Annotated in this window: 20 protein-coding genes; 11 read left to right on the top strand and 9 right to left on the bottom strand. The window is 44.8% G+C overall.

Features of this window, described 5'->3' with window-relative positions; translation table 11 throughout:
* Positions 1–20: 20 nt before the first annotated feature.
* Entirely contained in the window at positions 21–1,562 is a 1,542-nt protein-coding gene (locus ACF8OV_RS14245; RefSeq protein ID WP_203505068.1) for a sensor domain-containing diguanylate cyclase, read from the bottom strand.
* Positions 1,563–1,851: 289 nt separating this feature from the next.
* Here ACF8OV_RS14245 and ACF8OV_RS14240 point away from each other — a divergent pair, with 289 nt between their 5' ends.
* From ACF8OV_RS14240 to ACF8OV_RS14230, 3 genes are all read left to right on the top strand, one after another.
* Positions 1,852–2,484 carry a DUF2760 domain-containing protein gene (locus tag ACF8OV_RS14240; RefSeq protein ID WP_086483451.1) on the top strand — a complete coding sequence of 211 codons (633 nt, stop codon included), beginning with the start codon at positions 1,852–1,854 and terminating at the stop codon, positions 2,482–2,484.
* Positions 2,484–4,436, top strand: coding sequence for an Hsp70 family protein (locus tag ACF8OV_RS14235; RefSeq protein ID WP_025626298.1), 1,953 nt, complete (start codon positions 2,484–2,486; stop codon positions 4,434–4,436). The genes ACF8OV_RS14240 and ACF8OV_RS14235 overlap by 1 nt, the downstream gene beginning before the upstream one ends.
* A 61-nt stretch (positions 4,437–4,497) precedes the next feature.
* Positions 4,498–7,305: an Hsp70 family protein gene (locus ACF8OV_RS14230; protein WP_203505069.1), complete on the top strand. Its 2,808-nt coding sequence runs from the start codon at positions 4,498–4,500 to the stop codon at positions 7,303–7,305.
* A 97-nt stretch (positions 7,306–7,402) separates the two neighbouring features.
* Here the strand turns inward: ACF8OV_RS14230 and ACF8OV_RS14225 are convergent, their stop codons facing one another.
* Positions 7,403–7,597: a hypothetical protein gene (locus ACF8OV_RS14225; RefSeq protein ID WP_005455030.1), complete on the bottom strand. Its 195-nt coding sequence runs from the start codon at positions 7,595–7,597 to the stop codon at positions 7,403–7,405.
* A gap of 86 nt (positions 7,598–7,683) precedes the next feature.
* Here ACF8OV_RS14225 and ACF8OV_RS14220 point away from each other — a divergent pair, with 86 nt between their 5' ends.
* The 6 genes from ACF8OV_RS14220 to ACF8OV_RS14195 all read left to right on the top strand — a co-directional run bounded on the left by ACF8OV_RS14220 (position 7,684) and on the right by ACF8OV_RS14195 (position 15,521).
* Entirely contained in the window at positions 7,684–8,370 is a 687-nt protein-coding gene (locus ACF8OV_RS14220; RefSeq protein WP_005454984.1) for a DNA-3-methyladenine glycosylase I, read from the top strand.
* 500 nt (positions 8,371–8,870) lie between these two features.
* Entirely contained in the window at positions 8,871–10,214 is a 1,344-nt protein-coding gene (locus tag ACF8OV_RS14215; RefSeq protein WP_005454913.1) for a sodium/glutamate symporter, read from the top strand.
* Between the two features lie 242 nt (positions 10,215–10,456).
* Entirely contained in the window at positions 10,457–10,948 is a 492-nt protein-coding gene (locus ACF8OV_RS14210; protein WP_005454955.1) for a prepilin-type N-terminal cleavage/methylation domain-containing protein, read from the top strand.
* 273 nt (positions 10,949–11,221) lie between these two features.
* Entirely contained in the window at positions 11,222–12,961 is a 1,740-nt protein-coding gene (locus tag ACF8OV_RS14205; protein WP_140308443.1) for an ABC transporter transmembrane domain-containing protein, read from the top strand.
* Positions 12,962–12,964: 3 nt separating this feature from the next.
* On the top strand, positions 12,965–14,743 hold the full coding sequence (locus ACF8OV_RS14200; protein ID WP_203505070.1) for an ABC transporter transmembrane domain-containing protein: 1,779 nt from the start codon (positions 12,965–12,967) through the stop codon (positions 14,741–14,743).
* 229 nt (positions 14,744–14,972) lie between these two features.
* Positions 14,973–15,521 carry a hypothetical protein gene (locus ACF8OV_RS14195; protein WP_015296689.1) on the top strand — a complete coding sequence of 183 codons (549 nt, stop codon included), beginning with the start codon at positions 14,973–14,975 and terminating at the stop codon, positions 15,519–15,521.
* 150 nt (positions 15,522–15,671) lie between these two features.
* Here ACF8OV_RS14195 and ACF8OV_RS14190 read toward each other — a convergent pair whose 3' ends face one another.
* From ACF8OV_RS14190 to ACF8OV_RS14175, 4 genes are all read right to left on the bottom strand, one after another.
* Positions 15,672–15,890, bottom strand: coding sequence for a hypothetical protein (locus ACF8OV_RS14190; RefSeq protein ID WP_005455055.1), 219 nt, complete (start codon positions 15,888–15,890; stop codon positions 15,672–15,674).
* Between the two features lie 90 nt (positions 15,891–15,980).
* Positions 15,981–17,105, bottom strand: a complete 1,125-nt coding sequence (locus tag ACF8OV_RS14185) for an HD-GYP domain-containing protein (protein ID WP_021486653.1) — start codon at positions 17,103–17,105, stop codon at positions 15,981–15,983.
* A gap of 240 nt (positions 17,106–17,345) precedes the next feature.
* Positions 17,346–18,551, bottom strand: a complete 1,206-nt coding sequence (locus ACF8OV_RS14180; protein ID WP_020840694.1) for an aromatic amino acid transport family protein — start codon at positions 18,549–18,551, stop codon at positions 17,346–17,348.
* 175 nt (positions 18,552–18,726) lie between these two features.
* The gene (locus ACF8OV_RS14175) at positions 18,727–19,917 is read right to left on the bottom strand and encodes an iron-containing alcohol dehydrogenase (protein ID WP_203505072.1); all 1,191 of its coding nucleotides are present in this window, start codon (positions 19,915–19,917) and stop codon (positions 18,727–18,729) included.
* Between the two features lie 576 nt (positions 19,918–20,493).
* On the opposite strand from ACF8OV_RS14175, the gene ACF8OV_RS14170 reads away from it, so the two are divergent.
* Positions 20,494–21,759: an HD-GYP domain-containing protein gene (locus tag ACF8OV_RS14170; protein WP_015296685.1), complete on the top strand. Its 1,266-nt coding sequence runs from the start codon at positions 20,494–20,496 to the stop codon at positions 21,757–21,759.
* A 65-nt stretch (positions 21,760–21,824) separates the two neighbouring features.
* On the opposite strand, the gene ACF8OV_RS14165 is transcribed toward ACF8OV_RS14170, so the two are convergent.
* Together ACF8OV_RS14165 and ACF8OV_RS14160 are read right to left on the bottom strand one after the other, a co-directional pair.
* Positions 21,825–22,427, bottom strand: coding sequence for a 2OG-Fe(II) oxygenase (locus ACF8OV_RS14165; protein ID WP_021448630.1), 603 nt, complete (start codon positions 22,425–22,427; stop codon positions 21,825–21,827).
* Positions 22,428–22,586: 159 nt separating this feature from the next.
* Positions 22,587–23,354 (bottom strand): TerC family protein, encoded by a 768-nt coding sequence (locus ACF8OV_RS14160; RefSeq protein ID WP_203505074.1) that lies wholly within the window; start codon positions 23,352–23,354, stop codon positions 22,587–22,589.
* A gap of 457 nt (positions 23,355–23,811) precedes the next feature.
* Between ACF8OV_RS14160 and ACF8OV_RS14155 the strand changes: the two genes are divergently transcribed.
* Positions 23,812–24,750 carry a LysR family transcriptional regulator gene (locus tag ACF8OV_RS14155; protein WP_021448633.1) on the top strand — a complete coding sequence of 313 codons (939 nt, stop codon included), beginning with the start codon at positions 23,812–23,814 and terminating at the stop codon, positions 24,748–24,750.
* Positions 24,751–24,765: 15 nt separating this feature from the next.
* Here the strand turns inward: ACF8OV_RS14155 and ACF8OV_RS14150 are convergent, their stop codons facing one another.
* Positions 24,766–25,647 carry a YjjW family glycine radical enzyme activase gene (locus ACF8OV_RS14150; protein ID WP_025630866.1) on the bottom strand — a complete coding sequence of 294 codons (882 nt, stop codon included), beginning with the start codon at positions 25,645–25,647 and terminating at the stop codon, positions 24,766–24,768.
* Positions 25,648–25,664: the final 17 nt, after the last annotated feature.

Raw genomic sequence — 25,664 nt, 5'->3', positions numbered from 1 at the left:
ACTCGAATTTGCGCGCTGATTTAATCACCGATCGACACGGTATTGCGGCCATTTTCCTTACTTAAGTACAGTTGAGCATCCATTTTGTGGTACAAGTTTTCCGGATCTTCGTCGTGATGAACTACCGCACCAATACTCAATGTGCAAATTATAGACGCCTCTTCATAGTCAAATGACGAGCTCGCCACGATGCCGCGTAATTTTTCAAGATACGCTTCTAGCTCTTCTGCGTCCGTCACCGTGGAAAGAATACAAAACTCATCTCCACCTGCACGATAGAATCGGTCACCCGCATTTAAGTTGGCATTAACCAATTTCGTGACATGAAGTAACGCTTCATCACCCGCCAAATGGCCGTGCTTATCATTAATCACTTTAAAGTGGTCAATATCGAAACCAACCAAAGAGAACGGTTTACCGCTATTAATTTGATTGAGCAAATTGTCGTTAAACACACGACGGTTCAACAATTGCGTCAGAGGGTCTAACTCGGCCATGCGTTTTAGCTCAACCGTCTTAATATCAAGCATTTCGGCTAAACGTTCTTTTTCTCGTGACTGTAAGTTAACGATGTAGCTGATCAAAAACGCAATCAGAAGACCTGCGATGGTCGTTCCCGTTAAAATGGAGCGCTCCCAAGCAGACACGGCATCTGAAAGTTTGAAATCAATTCGCCATTGTCGATTAGGCAGCTGAATCGTTCGGCTGATCACTTTACCGCTGATCCGATCCCAGTTTTCACTTTGAAACAAAAACGGGTCATCAGAGGCATCAAAACCTAAATCTTCCACTCTGACCGACATCTCAAGTTCCGTCGCTGTCTTAGTGATAAGTTCTTCGAAATAAACAGTGCTACGAATCACACCCGTAACCACGCCCAACAGGTTTTTATTCTCGGAGTCAAAGACCGGGTGATACACCAGCAAGCCCGATTTGGGGATGGATTTGTCGTAGCCGTCTTGAAGCAGACGAACTTTATCGGAAACATTTGCGCGTTTGTGTGTCGAGATGTCGTCAAAGATCAAATCAAAACGCTTTCGAGAGAAGTAAAAACCAAGTAAAGATAAGTTGGCTTGGGTTCTTGGGTAGATGTCCGTTGCAACGTAAACAGGAGTGTTGTTTTCTAGAATATAGCCAAAGGTTTTGGGCTGATCTTTTGGAACGGTAAAGATTTGGTAATCTGGGTATGTTTGACGCATTTTAGCAATGTGCGCGTCTAAATCTTCTCGCTCTACTCGTTGCATCCACTGCAAACCAATCAAACTGTGCGAGCTATTGATAACCTGCTCTGCATAAACGGGAAATGCTGACCAATAAGAACTGTCTATAGAATGATAAAAATTGGCCCCCGCTCCGATAAATTTCAAATCATTTTCAACATTTGCTTTTAGAGATTCAGCTTGTCGATCTGCAAGGGTTGCAAAAGTAGCGAGGGTATATCGTTGCTGAATTTGGTAGGCCACACCAACTACGCCTGCAGTGACGAGGAGCGCCGCTACAAAAGCAGAAATGGAATCAGAGTGTCTCTTTATAAAGCTCTTTTGAGCAGTGCTTGTGGTCATCTCGTCTACTGATATTTCCGTAAGTTAAACTTCGGTATTTAGGGAAATACTGCGTTACCAGCGAATAAACATCAAGCAGCAACCTACCAAGCTTAGTCCAATCGTTGATTTTTCACGCTGATCGTACGGTATATTCACGAATTATTACAGCCTTAGGCCTTGAATATGCTACCATCCGTCATCATTTTAATGTCTAAACTTGGTGCAAGATCGCAAAGACGATCGCTTTTAGTCAATAAATTGAGCCAATACTAAGCACCGAGCAATCAATAGAAAGAGAAAAAACGTCATGAACATTGATTTGAACCTAATTCCTCAAACGTTCGATATGCTGCACGCAGGCCTTGCGGCTTCGAGCGTATTGCTTCTTCTGATCGCAGTATCACGCAAATCAAAAGTGATTGAGAAAGTGGTAGAGAAACCTGTCGAGAAAATCGTCGAGGTTGAAAAGCCAGTCGAGAAGATCGTAGAAGTGGAAAAGGTTGTAGAAGTAGAGAAAGTCGTAGAAAAAGTGGTGGAAGTTGAATCAAAACTTGCAACAGCTTCTACTGATTCTGCAATGCAGCTGCTTTCTATCATGCAGCAAGAAGCGCGTCTAATCGACTTCTTGAAAGAAGACCTAACTTCGTTCTCTGATGAAGAAGTAGGCGCTGCGGCTCGTGTTATCCACACTGGCGGTCAAAAAGTATTGAGCGATTACGTGACACTTGCGCACGTTCGTAACGAAGAAGAAGAAACTCGTATTACGGTTGAAGAAGGCTTCAACCCACAAGAAATCCGCCTAACTGGTAACGTGACAGGCAGCGCGCCGTTCCACGGCACTCTAGTTCACAAAGGTTGGAAGGCAACGTCTATGAACCTGCCTAAACTGGCTGAGAACTACGATGCTTCTGTGATTGCTCCAGCTGAGGTTGAGCTGTAATGGAACACATGAACCAAGAAAACCTTTCTCAAGAGACAGCGCAAGAGCAACAGTCTCCTAAATTCAGTGTTGGTATCGACTTAGGCACCACTCACTGCGTAATGTCTTACGTTGATACTCAAGACGAAGACGCTCGTGTACAAGTCATGCCTATCCCGCAGCTAACAGCTCCGGGAACTGTAGAAACTCGCAGCCAATTAGGCTCGTTCCTATACCAGCCGCATGAGCATGAAATGAACCCGCAATCACGCGTTCTTCCATGGTCGAGCGAGCCAAAAGCTCTGGTTGGTGCGATTGCTCGTAACCTAGGTTCAAAAACACCAATTCGTTTAGTTGCTAGTGCAAAATCTTGGCTTTGCCACGCTGGTGTAAACCGTCGTGACGCATTCCTACCTGCGGGTAGCCCAGAAGAAGTGGAAAAAGTATCCCCTCTTCGCGCAACCGAGCTATACCTTGAGCACCTAAAAGACGCTTGGAATCACGCGAATCCAAACCACAACCTTGCCGATCAAGACGTTACCATTACGGTTCCAGCTTCTTTCGATCCTGCGGCTCGTGACCTGACAGCCGAAGCTGCACGCAACGTTGGTTTTGTGCACCTAACGCTTCTAGAAGAGCCACAAGCTGCGCTTTACAACTGGATTGATAACAGCAACGACAAATGGCGCGACGAAGTTGAAGTTGGCGACATCGTGCTTGTGGTCGATATCGGTGGTGGTACAACCGACCTTTCTTTAGTTGAAGTAACAGAAGACGAAGGCAACCTAACTTTGAATCGTATCGCGGTAGGTGAACATATCCTACTTGGCGGTGACAACATGGACCTTGCACTTGCGTACCGCTTGAAGATGAAGCTCGCGCAAGAAGGCAAAGAGCTACAGCCATGGCAAGTTCAGGCGATGACGCACGCATGTCGTGATGCTAAAGAAGCGCTATTGAACGACAGCGAGCTTCAGTCAGTGCCAATCGTTGTACCAAGCCGCGGTTCTAAACTGCTTGGTGCAACGCTGAAAACTGAACTGACTCAAGAAGAAGTACAACAAACATTAGTTGACGGTTTCTTCCCTCAAGTTGCGATTACAGACCACCCTGTTCAACGTAACCGTGGTGCACTAACACAAATGGGTCTGCCTTACGCACAAGATGCGGGTATTACTCGCCACATTGCAGCATTCTTGTCTAAGCAAGCACACGCGCAAAGCGGCGGTGAATCAGCGCAAGCTCAAGATTTCAACCCATTTGCAAACATGCCAGGTATGCCTGGCGCGGATGCAGCGCAATCGGCTGACTTCATCAAGCCAACCGCAATCCTATTCAACGGTGGTGTTCTGAAATCGAAACTTCTAGCAACTCGTCTAGAAGACACGATCAACGAATGGCTACTAGAAGCAGATGCAGAAATGGCGAAACGCCTAACAGGTGTGGATCTAGACCTTGCGGTTGCTAGCGGTGCGGCTTACTACGGCTCTGTGCGTCGTGGTCAAGGTGTGCGTATCCGTGGTGGTATTGCTTCGGCGTACTACGTGGGTATCGAAAGTGCGATGCCTGCGATTCCGGGCATGGCGCCTCCAATGGAAGCACTTTGTGTCGCACCATTTGGCATGGAAGAAGGCTCAAGCGTTGACGTACCAAGCCAAGAGTTTGGTTTGATCATCGGTCAGCCAGTTAACTTCCAATTCTTCGGCTCAACCGTTCGTCGTGATGACCTAGCAGGTACTCACCTTGACTACTGGGCACCTGAAGAGCTTGAAGAGCTACCAGAAATCCAAGTAACGCTGCCTGTATCTGAAGGTCGTCGTGAAGGTGAAGTGGTTCCAGTAACTCTTGCTTCTCGCGTCACAGAGCTTGGCACGCTTTACTTAGAAGCCATCGCCGCAGATAACGGGCAAAAATGGCATGTTGAGTTCGATGTGCGCGAAGACGCGAAAAGTGACTCAAACGAAGAACAATAATTAGAAGTCAAACGGCATCCAATCGGGTGCCGTTTTTAAATACACGAAGGTTTGGTTTTGTATGGCATCTCCTCGTTTTCTTGTTGGTATTGACCTTGGCACCACAAACACTGTGGTGGCCTACTGTGAAATAACCGACAACCTTGAACAATCCGAAGTATCCCTATTTGACATTGACCAACTGATTGGTCCGGGCGAAGTCGTTCGTAAACCACTTCTGCCCTCTTTCCGCTATCATCCAGCTGTAGGTCAAATCTCCCCTTCTGACCTCACTCTTCCTTGGGACAACGAACCTGTTGCCGGCGACATTAACAATGTAATCGTTGGTGAATGGGCTCGCGAATTAGGCGCGAAAGTAGAAGGCCGTCAGGTATCCAGCGCGAAAAGCTGGCTCTCACATCAAGCGGTTGATCGTAACTCAGACATTCTTCCTTGGGCTGGTGCGCAAGACGTGGATAAAGTCTCGCCAGTTATTGCCAGCGCAAGTTACCTCAATCACATTCGTCAAGCATGGAACTACCGTCATCCAAGTAACAAACTCGAAGACCAAGACGTAGTTGTCACCGTTCCGGCATCATTTGATGAAACCGCGCGTAAACTGACACTTGAAGCCGCCGAGCTTGCTGGCTTGAAGAAAATAGTCTTGCTCGAAGAGCCACAGGCGGTGTGTTATGACTGGTACGCACGCCACCAGCAAACCGCAGCTGATGAATTAAAAGATTTGCCGCTAATCCTTGTTTGTGATGTAGGTGGTGGTACAACAGACTTAAGTCTTATCGAAGCTAAGTTCACTCATGACGACTTAGCACTTGATCGTATTGGCGTTGGTGAACACTTAATGCTAGGTGGCGATAACCTCGACTTAGCGTTAGCGCACCTTGCTGAAAGTCGCTTCAGTCAAACCAAAAAACTCACTGCTGCAAGCCTAACCAAGCTTATTCAGCAAACTCGTAAAGCCAAAGAAAACCTGCTCTCAACGAGTGCACCTGACGAAGTAAAGATCACCATGCTAGGCAGTGGTTCTAAGCTGCTTGGGGGCACAAAGAGTATTGCTCTAAGCAAACAAGAAGTGCACCAAATCGCATTGGATGGTTTCTTCCCGCTTTCTGATTTCAGTGAAGTGCCAGACAAACGCCGCAGCGCGGTTGTCGAGTTTGGTCTTCCATACGTTGCTGACCCAGCCGTCAGTAAGCACGTTGCCGAGTTCTTAACTCAGCACCAGCAAGTGTCTCGCGCCGCTCTTGGCATTGAAAACGACAAACAAAACGCGATCCCAGTTGGCTTATTGCTGAACGGTGGCGTGTTCAACAGTGATCTGGTAACTGAACGTGTCACTACCCTACTTTCTGACTGGCGCGGCGCACCAGTTACGGTATTAGATAACCCACATCCAGATTGGTCGGTCGCACTAGGTGCTGTTGCGTTTGGTAAAGCGCGTCGTGGCGCACAACTGAAAATTGGCGGTGGCGCTGCACGCTCTTACTTCTTGCATCTACAAGAAAAAAACAAAATGGGTAAAGCCCTCTGTTTACTTGCAAAAGGAACAGAAGAAGGCCATGAGATCCGTTTAAGCGGTCGTCGTTTCTCGCTCACTCTTGGAGAGCCAGTCCGCTTTAACCTGCTGACTTCTACCCACGATACCTTAACCAACAACACGGCGATTCAAAACGGCGTGATGATTGATGTTGACCCAGACTTGTTTGCTCCGCTACCGCCTTACATCACCACACTTGAAGGTGAAGGTGCAGAGCTACAAGCCAACCAGAAAGAGCGTGTCGAAGTGCAATTGGCTTGCCAACTAACAGAAGTTGGCACTCTTAAGATGGAGTGTGTCAGTGCCGAAGACGACAACAAACGTTGGGAACTGGAATTTGAAGTTCGCAATAAACAAGCCGATGACGGTGAGGAAATTCAGCTTCATCCAAGATTGAACGAATGTAAAGAGCTGATTGCTCGTCTATACAGCGGCAACAAGAAAAGTGCTGAAGGCAAAGAAATCAAAACCTTAGCAAAAGATCTTGAGAAGAAACTCGGCAAACGTGATGAATGGGACTTCACCACACTCCGTCAACTTTTCGATACTTTTGCGCAGGGTCGTAAGCGTCGTCGTCGCTCTGAACAACATGAGAAAAACTGGCTTCGTTTGGCTGGCTTTGCACTGCGTCCGGGCTTTGGCGATCCAACCGACTCTTGGCGTATTGAGCAAGTTTGGGGACTGTATCAACAAAACATTCAGTTCAAAAACCATCAAGGCTGGACAGACTGGTGGGTATTCTGGCGACGTATCGCGGGCGGTCTAAGCCAAGAACAACAAGAAACCATTTTGGCAGACATCGCAAAATATCTGCATCCCGGCGCGATGAAAAATCCGCAGTCAGCAAAAGCGGCTCAGGAGATGGGTTACGAATCCATGGTGCGCCTTTCAGCCTCTCTGGAGCATCTAGAAGTGGAAGATAAAGTCCTGCTGGCGACGTGGTTCTTAAGCAAAGCCATCAACCAAAACCAGTTTGAACAAGCACACTGGTGGGCGATGGGACGTTTGGCTTCTCGCACACCGCTTTATGGCAGCCAGCACAACGTCATTCCTCGTGAACAAGCTGAGCAATGGTTACCTAAGCTTTTGGAACAAAATTGGCTGAAAGAACCAATGATCGCTTTCGCAGCCGTAATGATTTGTCGTAAGACGGGTGACCGATTATTCGATATTTCTGACGACTACCGGGAACAAGTTCTAACAAAACTCAAACAGAGCAAAGTACCTGAGTCGTGGGTATCGCTGGTTGAAGAAGTGAAAGAGCTTTCAGAAAGCGAATCAAAACGTGTCTTCGGTGATGCTTTACCAAGCGGTTTAACGCTGGTTCATCATTAAATCCACTTTACAAAAGAAGACGAGTTAAACGTACAAAGCCCTTCCGACGAAGGGCTTTGTTTATCGCATTCTTTTGGTTTTGACCGCGCACAACGCGCTAATTCATTTCTGTCGTAATCACCACATCGCGCGTTTCGTTATCCATATCACTAATACCGACCACCGACACTTCTCTGTCCGATAGAGTCTCAATTAAGCTGTCTTCTAATCCACCATCAGCAAGCCAAGAATAGAATTTATCCGCAATACGCTCCGAACCTTCTCCAACAAACGTTAATGTGACCTTCTTCATTTGTGACACTCCATCAATTTACGATTCAGCCACTTAAGCGTAGTATGTTTCCTAAATATCGACATACACTAAGGTTAACTTCTTTTATGAGTATCGAAAAATTTGACGCCATCTATCAACGTGCCGCCGAACGAAAAGGTGGAGAAGATCAGCTCGAAGCACTGCTGTCGCATCCATTAAGTAAAGAAGAGTTAGCAGCCATTCCAAACGACCGTTGGTTAGCGGCATTTTCGATGAAGGTATTTCAAAGTGGCATCTCGTGGAGCGTAGTTCGTAAGAAATGGCCGAACTTCGAAGAGGTCTTTTTCGGCTTTAAGATTGAACCATTACTGATGCTGTCTGACGAACAATGGGAAACCAAAGCGACCGATGAGCGCATTATTCGCCACCTAACGAAAGTGATGTCGATTCCTGCCAATGCTCGAATGATCCACGAAGCATCAATCCAGCATGGGTCATTTGGCAAAATGGTTGCAGATTGGCCTCAGGAGAAAATCACTGAGCTTTGGGCGTATCTAAAAAAACATGGCAGCCGTTTGGGCGGTAATACAGGGCCATATACTTTACGTCAAATGGGTGCTGATACGTTTATTTTGTCTAACGATGTGGAAGCATACTTGCGCAATTGCAAAATCATCGAAGGCGGAAAAGACACCAAAAAATCTCACGATGCAGCAACCCAAGCGTTTATGCAATGGCAAAAAGAGAGCGGTCGTAGCCTCACCGAAATCAGTCAAATCATTGCATTTAGTACCGGTGATAATCGACTCTAACGACAAGTTGATAAGCACATTGGCTCTTATCACAGTGTGCTTTTTCTGGCCATATCTCTAGCTCCACTCTTGGCTTCATTGAACTTCAACCACCTTCCCATCTTGAGAATTACAAATAATTGTCGTATCGACAAAATTATTTTCTCATACAATATTTTTATTTATCAAACACCTACCTATGGTTGATGTTTTATTAGGCATGTTTTATTGATTCTGCTCAATTGCATTGCCTATTCAAACTGACTAGGATACACGCCCTTCCTGAGTGAACTATCAAAAATAAAATCGAGAAACTTGCTCGAGTTTCTCAACAGTTCACGAACATTCTCGACAATTATATTCATTTCATGATTTTTAGCGCACTTGAGCGCTGATTGAAACGACCATTGCTCCGTACTCGAAAGATTTCGTATTCGCGCTTTCTTACGTGGAGTTATTTATTTCATCAAGGTTGGTCAAAAGGATGATGCCCCTTGAATGCATTTACTGGAGGACAAAAAATGCCAAAAGGTCTAATGCTGACTGACTTAGCCATCGCAGGCTTACTTTTGATTGTAGCGAAAGTGATTCGCGTGCATACGCCATTGCTACAACGCATGTACATTCCATCTGCTGTATTGGCAGGTTTATTTGGTCTCGTGTTTGGCCCTGCCATGCTCGATCTATTACCTTGGACAGACACGTTTACCGCTAACGCAAGCCTATTAACCGCTGCACTTTTTTCTGCGTTAGGGTTAGCAACGGATGTTCCATCCCCAAAAGTTGTCGCACAACGTGCAGGCTCGTTATGGGCATTTAACCAAATTGCTTCTGTCTCACAGTGGTTATTTGCTGCAATGTTTGGCCTGCTCTTAACTACATTTTTCTGGCCAGAAATCAATCCTGGCTTTGGCGTAACAATGTCTGCGGGTTTCATGGGTGGTCACGGTTCAGCCTCTGTTGTGGGAGATATTTTCACGGGTCTTGGTTGGGAAGATGGCTTCACGCTTGGTTTGACCTTTGCGACAGTCGGTATCTTCATCTCAATTTCCATCGGCATGCTGATGCTTCAATTTGCTCTAAAAATGGGTTGGATTCGAAGCTTTACAACTTTTGACAGCATGGATGAACATGAACGAAAAGGTCTTGTAAAACCAACAGAACAAGAACCAGTGATGAAAGACACAATGTCTTCACTCTCTGTGGATTCATTTGCTATTCACGCAGCCCTTGTCGTCGTTGTTACGGCTTTCTCTTATGTCGCAGCAAACTACTTATCGTCGTTCCACGACAAAGTACAAATTCCGACATTTGTAACGGGCTTTTTGGGCGGAATGCTCGTGCGAATTGTCGCGAAACAAACCAAAGCGTCGCGATACCTTTGTGATGGAGCATTTAAGCATGCAGCTGGTATCAGCACCGACTACCTAATCATATTTGGTATTTCGGCAATCAAAATTACTGTTCTTGCTCAGTACCTTGCGCCAATGATCGTACTCGCCATTGGTGGCATCGCATTTACGTTGTGGCTGATCTTCTGGGTTGCGCCTCGAATTATGGGCGATGATTGGTTTGAAAAAGGCATATTCTCCTGGGGCTGGCTAACAGGCACAGTTGCAATGGGCATCGCGCTATTGCGCATTGTTGACCCTAAAATGCGTAGCAAAGTTCTGGATGACTACGCCATTGCTTATGTACCTGGTTCAATCACGGATATCTTTATCATCTCTCTGATGCCTATCGCGATGTATAACGGTATGGAGTGGCAAGCACTTGGTGTCGGCTTAGCTTATATCGCAGTAGTCCTGTTCATCTGGAGATTTGTATTTAAACGCAGTGGCCAAACGGTAACGGACGCGTCTTAAGTACTCCGGCTCGGGAGATTTTTCCTCCCGAGCACATCTTTATTCATCTTTTTCCTTTTTACTCCTCTCTTTAAAATCCCAATTGAGAAACCGCTTCAATCTCTAATGAATAAATAAGCAACTTGTTTTATATATGAGATTTGCAATGGCAGTCACACCTTCTCATTCTTTTTTAATACCGATATAACCCTATTTTTATTCCAGAATAGCAGCCTATAAAATGACAAAGCTGGAGGCTGGTTGTGCGTGGTTCACGAGGATTTACCCTTATCGAGTTAATAATGTGCATCATCATTCTTGGTGTTGTTGGCGTTGTTGCCCTACCCAAGTTCCTCGGAATACAAAAAGACGCACGAATTGCCGTTTTGTATGGTGCAAGAGAAGCGCTAATGACAGCCAACAACCTTGTTTACACTAAAGCCGTTATTCAGTCTCAAGAGAACATCAACTCAGAAGACACGCGAAACATCGACTTAGATAACGACGGAGTAAACGATCTTATTGGTTACTTTGGGTTAATCAAAAACGTGATTCCAGCAAAAGAGCTTGCCGGTTTTGACCCACAACTCACCATCAACAAATGGTACGGCGCCGATTCAGAGACTGAACCCTACTTCCTTATCGGCTTTGCCAACAAACCCGTGAGCATCCATCACCTGTGTTATGTCGAAGTGTACTACCCCAAAACACCAGGCGGACAACTTCGCTATGGAATTCAAACTGAAGACTGCTAAAAACCCTCCCAAACAAGCTTCAAAATTGTACATTTTGAAGCTTTCTACGTTTAGCGCTAACTTACGCGCCAAAACCTCAACTTAACATAGATTTCACATAATTTTGTTGCATGGTTTTCTTGCAGCGAGAAAGCAAGTAATTCCTGAGCGCATATATTCAAAATCGACACAATCTGTTGTTTTCTTCTTCGCTCAAAAATTGTGCTTGTAAACTCATCATTTCGCTCAATAATAGTTCCATAACAAATTCAATAATTTAAAGCAGGAGGCGTAATGAGAATTTTCTGGCAGCTGCGTTGGTATTTCCGACAAAAATGGAAACATTATGTGGGTTCCATTCTTTTATTTGCAGTAATCTCTGCCCTTCAGCTGGTTCCACCCAAGGCAGTCGGAGTGATTGTCGATGGCGTTGTTGATAACACATTAGAAACAAACACGTTAATCATGTGGTTGTTAGGCCTTATTGTTCTACTTTTCACCATCTACGGGTGCAGAATCCTCTGGCGTATATGGCTATTTGGTGCGAGTTGGGAACTTGGAACCATTTTACGCAACCGCCTTTACCGCCACCTTTCGACTCAACCTCCCCGCTTTTTTGAACGATACAAAACTGGCGATTTGATGGCGCGCGGCACGAACGACGTAAGAAACATCGTTATGACAGCTGGCGAAGGGGTATTAACGGCAGCCGACTCGGTTATCACAGGCATAGCAGTATTGATCATCATGGTCACGCAAGTCAGTTGGAAACTGACCGTTATGGCCCTTTTGCCAATGCCATTTCTCGCGGTAATTATTTTCTTTATCGTCCGCATTCTTCACCAACGTTTTCGTGTCGCGCAGGAAGCATTCTCTTCGATGTCCGATATGACGCAAGAATCCCTAAATGGTGTGCGAATGCTGCGTGCTTTTGGTTTAGAAAACCAAGAGCAACAACGATTTGAAGATGTCGTTGACGATACTGGTGCTAAAAACATCGCGGTAGCAAGAGTAGATGCGCGCTTTGACCCTGCGATTCAGTTGACGATTGGTCTTTCTTTTCTTCTTAGTGTGGCGGCAGGCGCGTATCTGGTCGACAAAGGCGAAATCACTCTTGGTGATTTGACAGCCTTCACCATGTACTTGGGTTTGATGATTTGGCCAATGCTGGCGTTCGCATTCTTGTTTAACATCTTAGAGCGCGGTTCTGCCGCATGGAATCGGCTACAAGAAATCTTCGATGAACAACCAGAGATCATCGGTGGCACACAGCCTTTAGATGAAAAACCATTGCCGCTGCACATCAAGATTGACGCGTTCCATTGGAGTAAAGAACTCCCACCAGCTCTTGCCGTTGTGGACGTAACGTTAGAGCCAGGGGAAATGCTCGGAATTGCTGGCCCAGTAGGCAGTGGTAAATCGACGTTACTCACCCTGCTATTGCGTCAACATGATTTAGAAAATGGCACCATTCAGTTTGGCGATGTCAAAATCAAAGACGCTATCTTACCTCAGTGGCGTAATCGCTTTGCGGTTGTGAATCAGAGTCCATTTTTGTTCTCAAAATCGATCTTTGACAACATCGCCCTTGGCAATCCTCAAGCAACAAAGGAGCAAGTTTATCAAGCAGCGAAATTGGCGTGTATCCACGACGATATAGAGAAATTCCCTGACGGATACCAAACCGAAGTTGGCGAAAAAGGCATTACTCTTTCTGGCGGTCAGAAGCAACGTATTGCGATTGCACGCGCCATGCTTCTCAACGCTCAAGTGTTAGTGTTAGATGATGCCCTATCCGCCGTAGATGGTCGAACCGAACATCAGATTCTCAAGAACCTTGAAACACACTACCGTGATCAAGCGTTGATCGTTATCGCACACCGATTAACCGCATTGGAAGCGGCTGATGAAATCATCGTTCTTAATCATGGCCATGTCACCGAGCGCGGAAAACATCATTCTCTACTCGAACACCAAGGCTGGTACGCAGAAATGTTCCAGTACCAACAACTCGAACAAGCAATGGAGGAGTAATCAATGAAACAAACCAGTACATTTAAGCGGTTGTTGTCTTATCCATTGTCTCAGCCGAAGCAAATGATAAAAGGCTTAGCTTTGCTGTTTATCGCGGCGTTAGCGAGTGCGAGTGGCCCTTGGTTGATCCAGTATTTTATTGATGAACACATTGCCAAAGGTGACTACTCTCGTAACGTATTGATTGCTTTAGCGTTGGGCTATGTATCACTTCAAGTCATTTCAGCAACGTTCCAATATCTTCAATCGTTGCAATTTAGCATGGTGGCAACGAACACGATCAAAACCATTCGCAAGCAAGTGTTTTCGGGAGTGATCAAACAGCCACTTTCTGCGTTTGACTACACACCTGCCGGTAAGCTTGTTTCTCGAATCACGAATGATACAGAATCACTTCAGCAGTTTTACGAGTTGTTAATCGCGACCGTGGTTAAGAACGTTGTGATGATCGTGGTGATGTTGGGTGTCATGTTCTTCATGAGTTGGAAGTTGACGCTGGTTGTTCTCGTCCTGTTACCGATCGTAATTGGCTTTATGTATCTGTTTAAACAACTCAGCACCGAGAGTTATCGCAGAATGCGTGACTTGCTCACGGACATTAACGCCAACTTAAGCGAATCAATCCAAGGGATGAGCGTGATTCAACTGATGCAACAAGAAGAGCGCTTTAACAAACAATTTAACGAACTCACTGCTGAGCATTTGGTCGCGTCCAAAAAAGTGATTCGCTTAAACGGGTATCTGCTGCGGCCTCTCATGGATCTGTTAGCTGGCCTTGCCCTACTCTGCTTAGTTGCCATCTTTGGCTTTAATGGTGTCGAGTTGATTGGTGTCGGTGTACTTTATGCGTTCATCAGTTATTTGGCGCGTGTGACCGAACCTCTGATTGAAATGACCCAACAACTTGCACTTTTACAACAAGCGTTGGTGTCGAGTGAACGTGTTTTTGAGTTGATTGATGCGAAGCCACAAACTTACGGTGACGATCATAAACCACTTAAAACGGGCTCAATTGAGCTAAGTAATCTGACGTTCAGTTATGATGGTAAGCAAGATGTATTGAAAGATATCTCCTTGAAAGCCGCTCATCAAGATTTTATCGCGCTGGTCGGCCATACGGGCAGCGGCAAGAGCACGTTAGCATCTTTGCTCATGGGCTTTTATCCAACCAATGTGGGCGAGTTATTGATTGATGGGCGGCCACTTAATACATTGGGTAAAGACGTACTTCGCAAAGACGTAGCAATGGTTCAACAAGATCCGCACATTCTCCCAGCCTCTGTACGCGAGAACATTTCTCTTAGCCGAGCAGTGAGCGATGAGCAAATATGGGATGCGTTAGATAAGGTAGGTTTATCGGAGCAAATTCGCCGCTATCCAAACGGCTTAGACACTCAACTCGGCCAAGGTGAAACCAACCTTTCGGCAGGTCAAAAGCAATTACTTGCGTTAGCCCGAGTGTTAGTGGCGAAACCAAAAATCTTAATTTTGGATGAGGCAACGGCGAACATCGATTCAGGAACTGAGGCTCTCATTCAAAAAAGCTTAAAAGTTTTGCGCCAAAACATGACGTTAGTGGTCATTGCTCACCGACTGTCCACCATATTGGATGCAGACCAAATTGTGGTTCTACACCATGGTGACTTGGTCGAACAAGGCACGCATAAAACCTTATTGCAACAAAATGGTCGCTACGCTCAAATGTACCAATTACAACAAGCGAATAGACACCTTCAACAGATTGAGCAAGAAGATGCTAAACAACTAGAAGAAGCTGTTTAAGCACTGTACAAGCCACCTGCAAATCGCAATGCAGGTGGCGCCATTTAGTTAAATCCATTCACAATTTAAACTAATTTTTTATTTCTTACCTATTATTGACATAACCCCTCGCTATATAACGCAAGGTCGTTGTAAAATCGTAACGAACTTCAGCTCAACTTCTTGCCGATGACTCGGTGAGCTGATTACCTATTTCTCATATTGCATATTAATCTCATGACACAAGTCCATGGACAAAGATAAGTTTACTAACATCTATCGCTTGCCTGGTTCGATTCAAATTCGTATCGGTAAATGGCAAAAAACGTTCCGCGGCACCTCTGATTTGGTTTTACATCAGGCGCTAATGGAGCGTAATAAACAGTTTAAAAAACCAGACTTTCTACCTAAAGGCTGGTGTGTTACTCCTATTGACGAAAACGACATCACCATTACGCACCACGGTAAGTACATCCAAACAGTCATGCGTACCATGTTAGATAGAAAGGTATCGTATAAGCGGCTGTTTATGTCGCGTATGAATGCAGAAGATGGTGAAAAGGCACTTCGAAAATACAAATTGGAGTGGGTTCAAAAACACAATCAGATTGCGAAAAAATACAACCAAATCAAGAAAAAGCAGTACATGAATTTTGCAAGGGAAGAAGAAGAAACACTCTACCCTTCCATTCCAAAAGGCGAGTTCGACAAAACACTGTGGAACAAATTGGTTATATCCACTTTTGGTCCAGAGAAGAAATACAAAAATCCTCACTTTGTACGCAAAGCAGACATCTAATTAAACACCCCTAAATTTAGGGGTGTTTATCTACACGTTAATACAATAAAAATGCAAGACTGATATTCAACTCAAGTAAACTCGAGATACTTGAGTTCTCGTTTTTGACCTATGGCGTTGAAGGATTGAAATGACGCCATAGCGGTTAATTTAATGACGAGCGTCAGCGCCAAATTCTACTTCTTTATAGATATCGGCCAGCGACTTCTTACCTTGTTTGTCTTTGGCTGAACGCTTTTTCTTTGCATGATAATGATATTCTTGCTCCTGAAGCGCTTCTTCATGCTCTTTCGCTGACTGCACAAACTCAGGGTTCGCAAGTGCTTGTTGGCGTAAGCGGTTTACTCTCTCAAGGGTTTCCCACAACATACTTCACCTCCAAACTAAATGCTGTATATAAAAACAGTATTGTTTATAATTTCCTCCTAGTCAATATTCGTGCTCCTTCGTTTACGGGGATTACATCAGCCCTAAGCCTGTGTAGTGCTCAGGATATTTATGGATGATTTGTTTTAGATAATTTTGATGCTCACGCAGCGCGTTGACACATTCTCTGGACAACAATCCTTGATACACCCATTTCTCCAACTCAAGCAAGGCGTAAGGTATCGACCAAGCTTGGCGATATGGGTGATGAGTCGTAAGCACATCGAATGCGTTAGCCACCGCAACGATTTGCGCTGCAATTGGGATCGCCTCTTTCTTCAAACCGTACGGATAACCAGAACCATTAAGGTTTTCGTATTGGTACGTAATCATCTGCAAAAACAGCGTCACGCTTGGGTGAACTGGATTACCAATACGCGCCACTATATCGTCTGCAGATTCGATACACTGCTCGATATGTTGAAGAAGAATCGCCTCCTGCTCTCTCGTGTAACGTGTTCTACTACAGGCTATTTCTATCGGCAGTTGAATATCGCTCAATGCATGAAACTGCGCAAACGTACCAATATGCTCAACCGTTTCGTCATTGAAATGATGATGATCCGCGAGTTGTGTGGCGATTAACTGGCTGTAATATTTCATCCGTTTAGTATGGGCATAATATTCTGGCGAATAACTCGGCATCATACCCTGCATTCGATCGGCAAGCGTTTCGATGGCATGGACGACATGATCCTCAGACTCAACAGCAAATTGAACCATCTCAAAATAAGGCTTAAGTCCATTCAATGCTTCAAGCTTAAAAGCTTGGGGCTGGACAGAATTTAAAAAGACAAACCCAGTAAAGGCTTTGTTGTCATAGCAAGGAATCGCGACTGATGACTGATAGCCTTCTTTAAGCAGGGTTTGTATGCGGGAACAATGATTGATGTCGTGAAGATCATCGACAATACGTGGTATTGCATTTTCAGCGGAGATAGTAAGGTTGTGGAGCTTTCTAAACGGCGCCTCATGATGGGCCAAGCACCAAGTATCAAATTCACTTTCGGCGAAAGATTTGAGCATGTCTTGATGAGGGTGATATTTCGCAAACGACACCCTATCGATACACGGCAAATGTGCCTGCATTCTATTCTTCAACGTTTGCAGTTGCTCATTAAGCGGTTTAGCAAACGGGTAAAAACTCCGGTGCGCCATACTTCACCTCCACACCCAAGTAGAGAAACCAGAAGAAAAAGCTCCTTTCTGTCAGAAATTTTGATGATCTTAGAGCGGCTTTTCCCCACTTAAATAATTGATATACCACAACCTAAGTATACGAAATAAAAACAGATTTCCGCCAATTTTTTCACCGAATATCTTACGGTAATTTGATCCAGATTAAAAAAGCCAACAGGTTTCCCTATTGGCTTTTCGCGTTCAATTTAAACAGTGGAACTAACCTAGAGCAGGTAATACACCTAAAGTGATTAGCACTTGCGCTAAAACGATGCCCGTACCCGCTATACCAGTGACGACCAGCGCTCCTTGCCCACCTGCGACACGGTATTCACCAGAGAAATCATCGGAACGACGAACCTTGATCACCATGACAAGAGGAAGGAAAATCGCAAGAATAGCCAATGCAATCGCCGCGTAACCCAGCGCCATAATGAAGCCTTGTGGGTAAAAAAGCGCAAAACCAAGTGGTGGAGTAAACGTAATCACTGCAGCTAACAAGCGATTTGGTTTCTCACTTTTGCCTTTGATCGTATCACCTAAAAATTCGAACAAACCTAAGCTCACACCTAAAAACGAGGTGAGAAGTGCAAGGTCGGCAAATACACCTACAATGCTGCTCAAGTTGGATTTGTGAACAGTTTGAGATAATTGACCAATAAGTGCACTCAAGCCACCGTTTTCAATAAGCACATCTTGGCTTACTACGCCTAAGGTAACGATTTGCCAGAAAATGTAGATAACTAAAGGAATCGTCGAACCAACAATAACCGCTTTGCGCAAAGATGACGTATCGCCATCTAGGTAGTTTACGATTGCAGGAATACTGCCGTGGAAACCAAACGATGTGAAAATCACTGGAATCGCCGCAACAATAAGTCCCTGTTCGATAGGCATGCTTAGCAAGTATGACTCGGTAACGTTTGGCGCTAAAAATGACAGTACCGCAACCATTGCGACTAGCTTTAGCGCAAACAACACTCGGTTTACTTTATCAACTGTTCCTGTACCAATAGTCACCACTAAAGTAACGATCAGAGTGAAAATCACTGTCGCTGTCGGGCCAGAAATGTCTAACTCAAACCACTGAGATAAGCGATCACCAAATTGGGCACCGCCACCAGCGATGTATGCCGCACACAATGAATAGAACAAAAATAGCATCGCAAAACTGGCAACCCACTTACCCTTTTGACCAAGGATTTGTTTCGCCAAGGTATGAAGTGTCGCACTACTTTCAGCATATTGGTGAAGTTCAAGCATCAGTAGCGCAGTAAAGGCCATTAACGCCCACAAACTCAACATGATGACCAGTGATGTAGTAAAACCAATGCCAGCGGAGGCAAGAGGAAGAGCTAGCATACCAGCCCCAATTGTAGTACCAGCAATAATTAGGGTACTACCAAACACTTTAGAACGACTCATTGTATATTTATCTTTACATCTTATTGGGAGTTATCAGCATCAGATCGGGCAACGGCGCACCAAAACTGACACCATATTTGTAATAAACACGATATTGTAGGATCTTTGAGAGAAGATCAAGCAAAGTGTAAGGATTAAAAACCACAGCCGTAAAATTATGTTTACACAAAACAATCTAAGCGCTTATTTCTATCAATAAGCGAGCGCATTCTTCAGAATTCATAAACTTGGGAACGGGGTAATTCCAATGTGCCTCTTTCAGAATCAGGTCAACCAAGTCTTCGATATCATCATGTTTTATGACTGTTGTGCATTTTTCGATACCAATAGCATCGTACAAGGATTCAATCTGTTCCAAGAAACGCTCAGCACTTGGTTTGTCTTTCGTATTGATATTGGTCTTCTCGGCAAGCGTTCTTAGCTCATCTTCAATTTCAGGCAAAGAGAACTTTAAGACGGGTAGCAACGCTAATCCATTTGCCATACCATGTGGCAAACCATACCTTGCCCCTAAGTTGTGCGCGAAAGCATGCACGTACCCTAGACTTGCCTTGGTAAAAGCTAGCCCTGCGTAGTAAGACGCCATGGCCATTTTGTATCGAGCTTCAATATCTCCCCCCTGAGCCACTGCTTTGGGTAAATAACGAAATATCAATTTGATTGCAGCGACTGAATACGCTTGAGTTTCTGGTGTCGAATTGCGCGAGATGTAGGCTTCTACCGCATGAGTTAACGCATCAACCCCTGTGTCAGCAGTGATTTTGGCTGGCAAACCGATAAGCAAGTCAGGATCGAGCGCGGCCATAATCGGCACCAGTTTCGGGTCCATCAAGGGCGTTTTTAAATGCGTGTCTGGGTCTGAAACCACTGCCGCGATCGTCACTTCAGAACCAGTGCCAGAAGTGGTTGGAATAACAAACAGAGGCGCTGGGGTTCGCCATACTTTGAAAAGTCCTGAGAGCTTTTTGATTGAGCGTTTGTTACTTACTCTTGCAGCAATCACTTTTGCACAGTCAATGGCAGATCCGCCACCTAACGCCAAAATGGCTTCCGACTGAGAGGCGTTGTAAGCACGTAATCCATCTTCCACTTGATCGTAAGTTGGGTCTGGTTTTACTTCAGAAAACACGCTCACCTGTAAACCCAACCCCTGCGTTTGCTCCAAGACTTTACCTACCATACCGATTCGAACTAATCCCTCATCGGTCACTAGCAACAAACGTCGAAAACCTAGATCAGATATCGCCTCCAACAACTCAGATACGGATCCCGAACCAGAAAACAGCGTCGGCCGTGGAAGTGGCAGCACATGCGCGGCGATTTTTAGCCCTTTGGTGTAACTGCGATACAAACAATGTTTCAACATACAAATTCCTTTTGAGTTGGAGCATTTAGTCTAGTAGTTTTTTCAGGCAACTCTTCTTTGCGGCTTCACAAATTCGCAATCGAGTCGTTTACCTTTTCTTCCTTTAACTCATTGAGCTAATTAAGAAACAAAATGGGGATGTTTTCTTTCCTACAGTGACCACCACAATAGGTATTCCATCTGCACCGTCCATTCAAATCACATTGAAAGTTGCAGCAAAACGTGCTCCGTCACTTTGAAGCCGAAAACCCTAAAGTCGTCTCTCCCCCTTTGTTTGCTGATGTTTTAGTCAAAAGTAGAAATAAGAATACGTTGCATCATGATTTATTGTCGTTTTCAAAGAAGTCAACCAAAGCAACAAGAATCTTTTAAAACCAATACTCAGCTCAAAGAACTGACGTTAAACAGTGAGCTTCGAGTGATATTCTTATGCAACTAGGATTATTATCTACGCCATAATTAAAATTACGTCCAAATAGCCCACCTTTAAGGGTTCTTTTCGCTGTCGCGCCCTTTCTCTAAATATCAGGCCATGATGTCGGTTTGCGTGGGCTTAAAAACATGTCGGTATAAATAATGAAGCATTCTTCCTCTCCCGATGCTATTGCGGGTTTTGAAGTCGATCTAAAACAAGCACTTATCTGGGTCGCCCGTGCACTCGACTATGTAGGTGTCGATGACACTCACCACAGTCACCGTGTCGCATACATCGCCTACCAATGCGCTCTAGCCTTAAATTGGGATTTAAAGAAAGCAGAGTTTTGTTACTTTGCAGGCATGATTCACGATTGTGGAGTCTCTGAAACGCAAGAACATAAAATGCTGCTGGACGAGCTCATCCCTCAAGATGCCAAAGCACACTGTCTGCGCGGCTACCAAACGCTCAAACAATGTCGCCTTTTAAGTCAATTTGCCGTTCCAGTGCTTTATCACCACACCCATTGGGATGAGCTGCAACATCTCGACCTGCCTGAATTCGAAAAAGACGTTGCGGCCCTACTCTACCTTTCTGATCGACTAGACTTCATGCGTGCGCGCTATGTAATGAACTGCCACTGTGACATTGTCACTTTGCATGAGGAGTTGATTGCAGAATGTGTATTGGCGAATGCTGGCACCTTATTTAATCCCGTTATGTGCAAAGCCATGGTTAAGCTCATCATGACCGACGGATTTTGGTTCGCGATGGAATCAGAAAACATCGAAACCATTGGTCTGAATTTTAAGAGCATTGATTGGTTACAAAAACAGTTAACCATTTGGGACATGAACAGCCTTGGATTATTTCTGGCGCGCATTGTCGATGCGAAAAGCCCATTTACTTATCAACACTCGCAAAAAGTTGCTGAGTTGTCGCGCTATTTGGCGGGCAAATTAGGACTCGATGAACACGACCAAGAAATGCTGTTTATTGCCGGTTTGGTTCACGACATAGGTAAGCTAAAGACGCCGGATGAAATTCTACATAAGGAAGGCGCGCTCAGTAAGCAGGAATACACGCGAATCAAACGACATACGATAGATACTCAACTTGCGCTGCATAAGGTGTTCCCAAACGCCAAAATCGCAGAATGGGCTTCAAATCACCATGAACGCTTGGACGGCTCTGGCTACCCTTACCATAAAACAGCAGAAGAACTCGACATCCCTTCTCGCATTATTGCCGTTGCCGATGTGTTTCAGGCACTATCGCAAGATCGCCCTTATCGAGGACGAATGAGCCAAACACAAATTGCTGAGATCATGGATGACCTAATTGAGCAGAATAAACTCTGCGCTCACGTCTATGAAGTGTTAGAGCAGAATATGACGGCTTGCTACAACATGTCTATTTGCCACTAAAAGCCGATTTCCGGACATGAAAAAGGGCGCATCACGCGCCCTTTTTAGTATTTAGTGCCTAGATGTTAACTCGCGATATCCAGAAGGTTATCTCTCACACCATTAATTCTGAACCAGCCTGCGATACTGAAACGCTCCGCGTTAGTCGGCAGCACTTCATGAGGAAACTGTTCAGATAAGAACACCAGTAGACGCCCCCCACGAGGCGGTATTGTTGCGATTTCTTTGTCATTGAGGTCATAGACGACCAGTTCGCCCGCGTCCTCTTCACTCCAAGATTCATTCATGTAGAACACCGTGGTTAAGCGACGGTTTTCGTTCCCTTTAAAGCAATCAAGGTGTTTTTGGTAAAAATCGCCTTTTTCGTACTTAGCAAAGTGCGCTTCATACTCAAACAAACCCAAGAAGAAATGCCGGTTCACCTCTTGTCGAATTTCTTCCATTTTGCTCAAATAATTCGCGATTGGCTGGCCCATAGCTGGTTTTAACCATTGAATTTTGTCACTGCGAATTGATTCAATTCGGGTCACATCATCATTTCGACCAATGCGTGCTTTCTTCCAATTATCCGGTATGCAATCACGCAATTGGGTTACTTCTTCTTCAGAAAGAAAGTCATCCCAAATGTAGTAACCATCCGTTGCTAACGCATCGATCAGCTTGTTCATTTATTTTATTCACTCGTGTGGATTGGGCGGTTTATATAAAAAATTCAATCCAATGCAACAAATGCAACTTTTTGTCGAAACGACAAATTCTGAATCAGTAAATAAAATTGAAAGAAAAGCACACAAAAAGCCGCTCTCTTGAGCGGCTAAATTAGCAAGTTATTGGGCACCATAAATCACGGTTGGTTGATGCATCGGTCTGATTCGCTGGATAGTTCGGCGCTGTTTGTTCTTTAGTTGGATGTGACACAGTTCCAGCACCAAACCAAACGCCATCGCAAAGTACACATACCCTTTATTGATATGGATTGCGAAGCCTTCGGCCATCAGCAAGCCACCCAGCAATACTAGGAACAGTAGCGCTAAGGTTTTGAAACCAGGGTAACGGGTAACTAGGTTATTGATCTTTTCAGCAGTCATAGCCATGACCAATGCAGAAGCAATAATCGCAGCAACCATAAGTGGTACTTCACTTGTTAAACCGACTGCTGTGATGACAGAATCCATCGAGAATACCGCATCAACCGCAACGATTTGTAACAAAACCACCGCCAATCCCGTGCGTACATGGGTAGAGTGATCGGTTTCGTTGTGAGTTAACCAGCTCCAAAGCTCTTTTAAGCTTTTCGCTAACAAAAACGCACCACCCAAGATCATTATCATATCTCGACCTGTCACCGCATGGTCTGCAACGCTAAATAGTGGTTGTGTAAGTTGCATGATCCATGTGATAGAAAACACCAATCCAATACGCGCTAACACCGCAAGACCAATACCTAGGTTTCGTGCAAGCTTTCTCTGGTGGGATGGCAATCTTTCACATAAAACGGAAATAAAAACGACGTTATCTACGCCTAAAACAACTTCGAGAGCAAATAAGGTGGCAAATATCACCCATGCTTCGGGCTGCATGAAAAGTTCTAACATGAGTATGCCTCCTGAGAATGGAAGCGATACGGAGAAGGGTTCAGTCGACTAAAGGGGTCGTCCATTAATTATTTATACCTCTGTTACTTAGGGATCTAGAGTTAAGCACCTCTTGGTTTGCAACACAATACTCTTTTCAACACAAAACTAGTGTCTTTATTTGTGCTCTAACGGATTCTTTCCATCTTAACTCTACTCTTTTTATCACTCGGAAAATTTGATAGTGGAGTCTTAAGGAATGCCCCCGCTCAGAACGCTTCTATATCAAGCATATTCAGATATTCGACAAGTAAAACGACAAGTCCACCAAGCATCTATTATCAAATAAAGCCAACATTGGACTTTAGGCTATTCCATTGAGCTCAAAGAAAAAGATGCTATTTTTACTCAGTGATCAATAGTAAAAATTTGTTTCATGCTGATATACTGGCAGAAATCACAAGAAATCATCGCTCTCATGGATTATATCGCTCTATCGCGCATTAGCTTAAAACACCTCACCGTCCTTCACATGTTGCTGACAACTCACAGTGTCACTCAGGCAGCAGAGCGACTTTGTGTGACGCCTTCCAGTGTCAGTAAAACGCTAAGCCAGTTGCGTGAAACGCTCAAAGATGATCTTTTCTATCGTGATGGTACGCGTTTGGTGCCCACACCATTTGCGTTGAATATTGGCCCGTCCATTCACGGTATTCTGTCTAGTATGAACGGCCTATTGCACCAAGGTTCATTCAACCCAGCTTATTATCAAGGTACGTTTTCTTTGTCGATGAGAGGCAGTTCTTTTGAGCTGTTTGCTCCCGTGTTAACGCGCATTTCTCAACAGTTGGGGAACAATGCTCACTTAAGCGTCCATGCAAAAGAAGAGATGAGTTTTGATTCACTAGTGAGAGGACAAGTCGACTTTTTGTTGCTGCCGCATGACATCAGCCAGCCGCCAACTCAAAATAAAGACTTGGTTTGGCAAACAATCTTGAAAGATGAAATGGTGTGTTTAATGGGCGAATCAAACCCGTTAGCTAAAGCGCCCCTGTCGATTGAAGGTTATCTTTGTGCTCGCCACATCGGGATTCACGATAAAGATCTTTCTCAGCCTTACTTCGAGCAAAACCTTACTCAGCAGCATTCAAAGCGTAATATGGCGATGCGTGTGGCAGATTTCGGTTCGGCAGCCGTCATGTGCCATCATTCCGATTATCTATTTACGTGTTCAAAACTTTGGGCGGGAGTCGCGCATCAAGCGAAAGGTTTAGTGCAGCGCTCTTTACCGTTTGATTACGGGCAAGTGGCTTACAGCTTGGTGTGGAACAAAGCGAGTCTCAATGATCCTGCTCTGAGATGGCTGCAACAACAGTTGCTTGATGCTTGTATAGAGCTCGAAGGCTGCGGTGTGTAAAGATTAGAGGCTGCTCTAAACGAACACGGAAGGGACAGCGATAGGACGATCAACAAACTTTCCAAGCTGTTCCTTTAGTTGCTCTATCTCTTCTTTTGAACACTTGTCCCAGCTACGTGCCTCTCCTACCACGCCATGATGTTGAAAGGCATTGAGGCGAACGTGTACCGAGCTTGGTAGCGCATTAAGATACCGCCCTACCGATTCGATTTCCGTATCTAAGTCACTTTTACCGGGAATATGTAGAAGACGTACTTCGTGCAGCTTTTGTTGTTCTGCAAGAAACTCAATCGTCTGAAAAACTCGGTGATGTTCTCGGCCAGTTAACCAACGATGTGTGTCGGTTTGCCACGATTTTAAATCAATCATTGCGCCATCCATAAAAGGTAAGACACGCAACCATCCCGAGACTGACAATGAACCATTGCTGTCGATGAAACAGGTGAGGTGCTGTAGTTCAGGATCCCGCTTGATCCCTTTAAACAGCTCAATAATGAAAGGAAGTTGTAAGGTAGATTCCCCACCGGATACCGTCACACCGCTAATAAAAAAGCGTTGTTTTCGTATCAAATCGAGCATTGTCGGCACAGAGTAGTCAGTAATTTTTGGATTAGATTGGTTCTGACATATCTCTATACAATGATCGCAGTGGGTGCACTCCTCTTTAAGCCAAACAACGTTGTTGCTTTCGTCGAACTTCAATGCGCCTGCCGGACACTCTGCAACACAATCACCACAGTGATTACAATGATTGATAGTGTGAGGGTTGTGACAGTTCAAACACTGATAGTTACAACCTTGTAGAAAGATGACTAAACGATTTCCTGGCCCATCAACACAAGAGAAAGGAAGGATACGAGTTACTTTCGCCAAAAGGCTTTCACTTCGTCTAGACATCTTGTTCTTTCCGTCAC

It is taken from the genome of Vibrio sp. GLN_1 (assembly GCF_043106015.1).
Taxonomy (GTDB): Bacteria; Pseudomonadota; Gammaproteobacteria; order Enterobacterales; family Vibrionaceae; genus Vibrio; species Vibrio parahaemolyticus.
The sequence above is the reverse complement of the archived record's forward strand: the minus strand, read 5'-3'. Positions and strand labels throughout refer to the sequence as shown.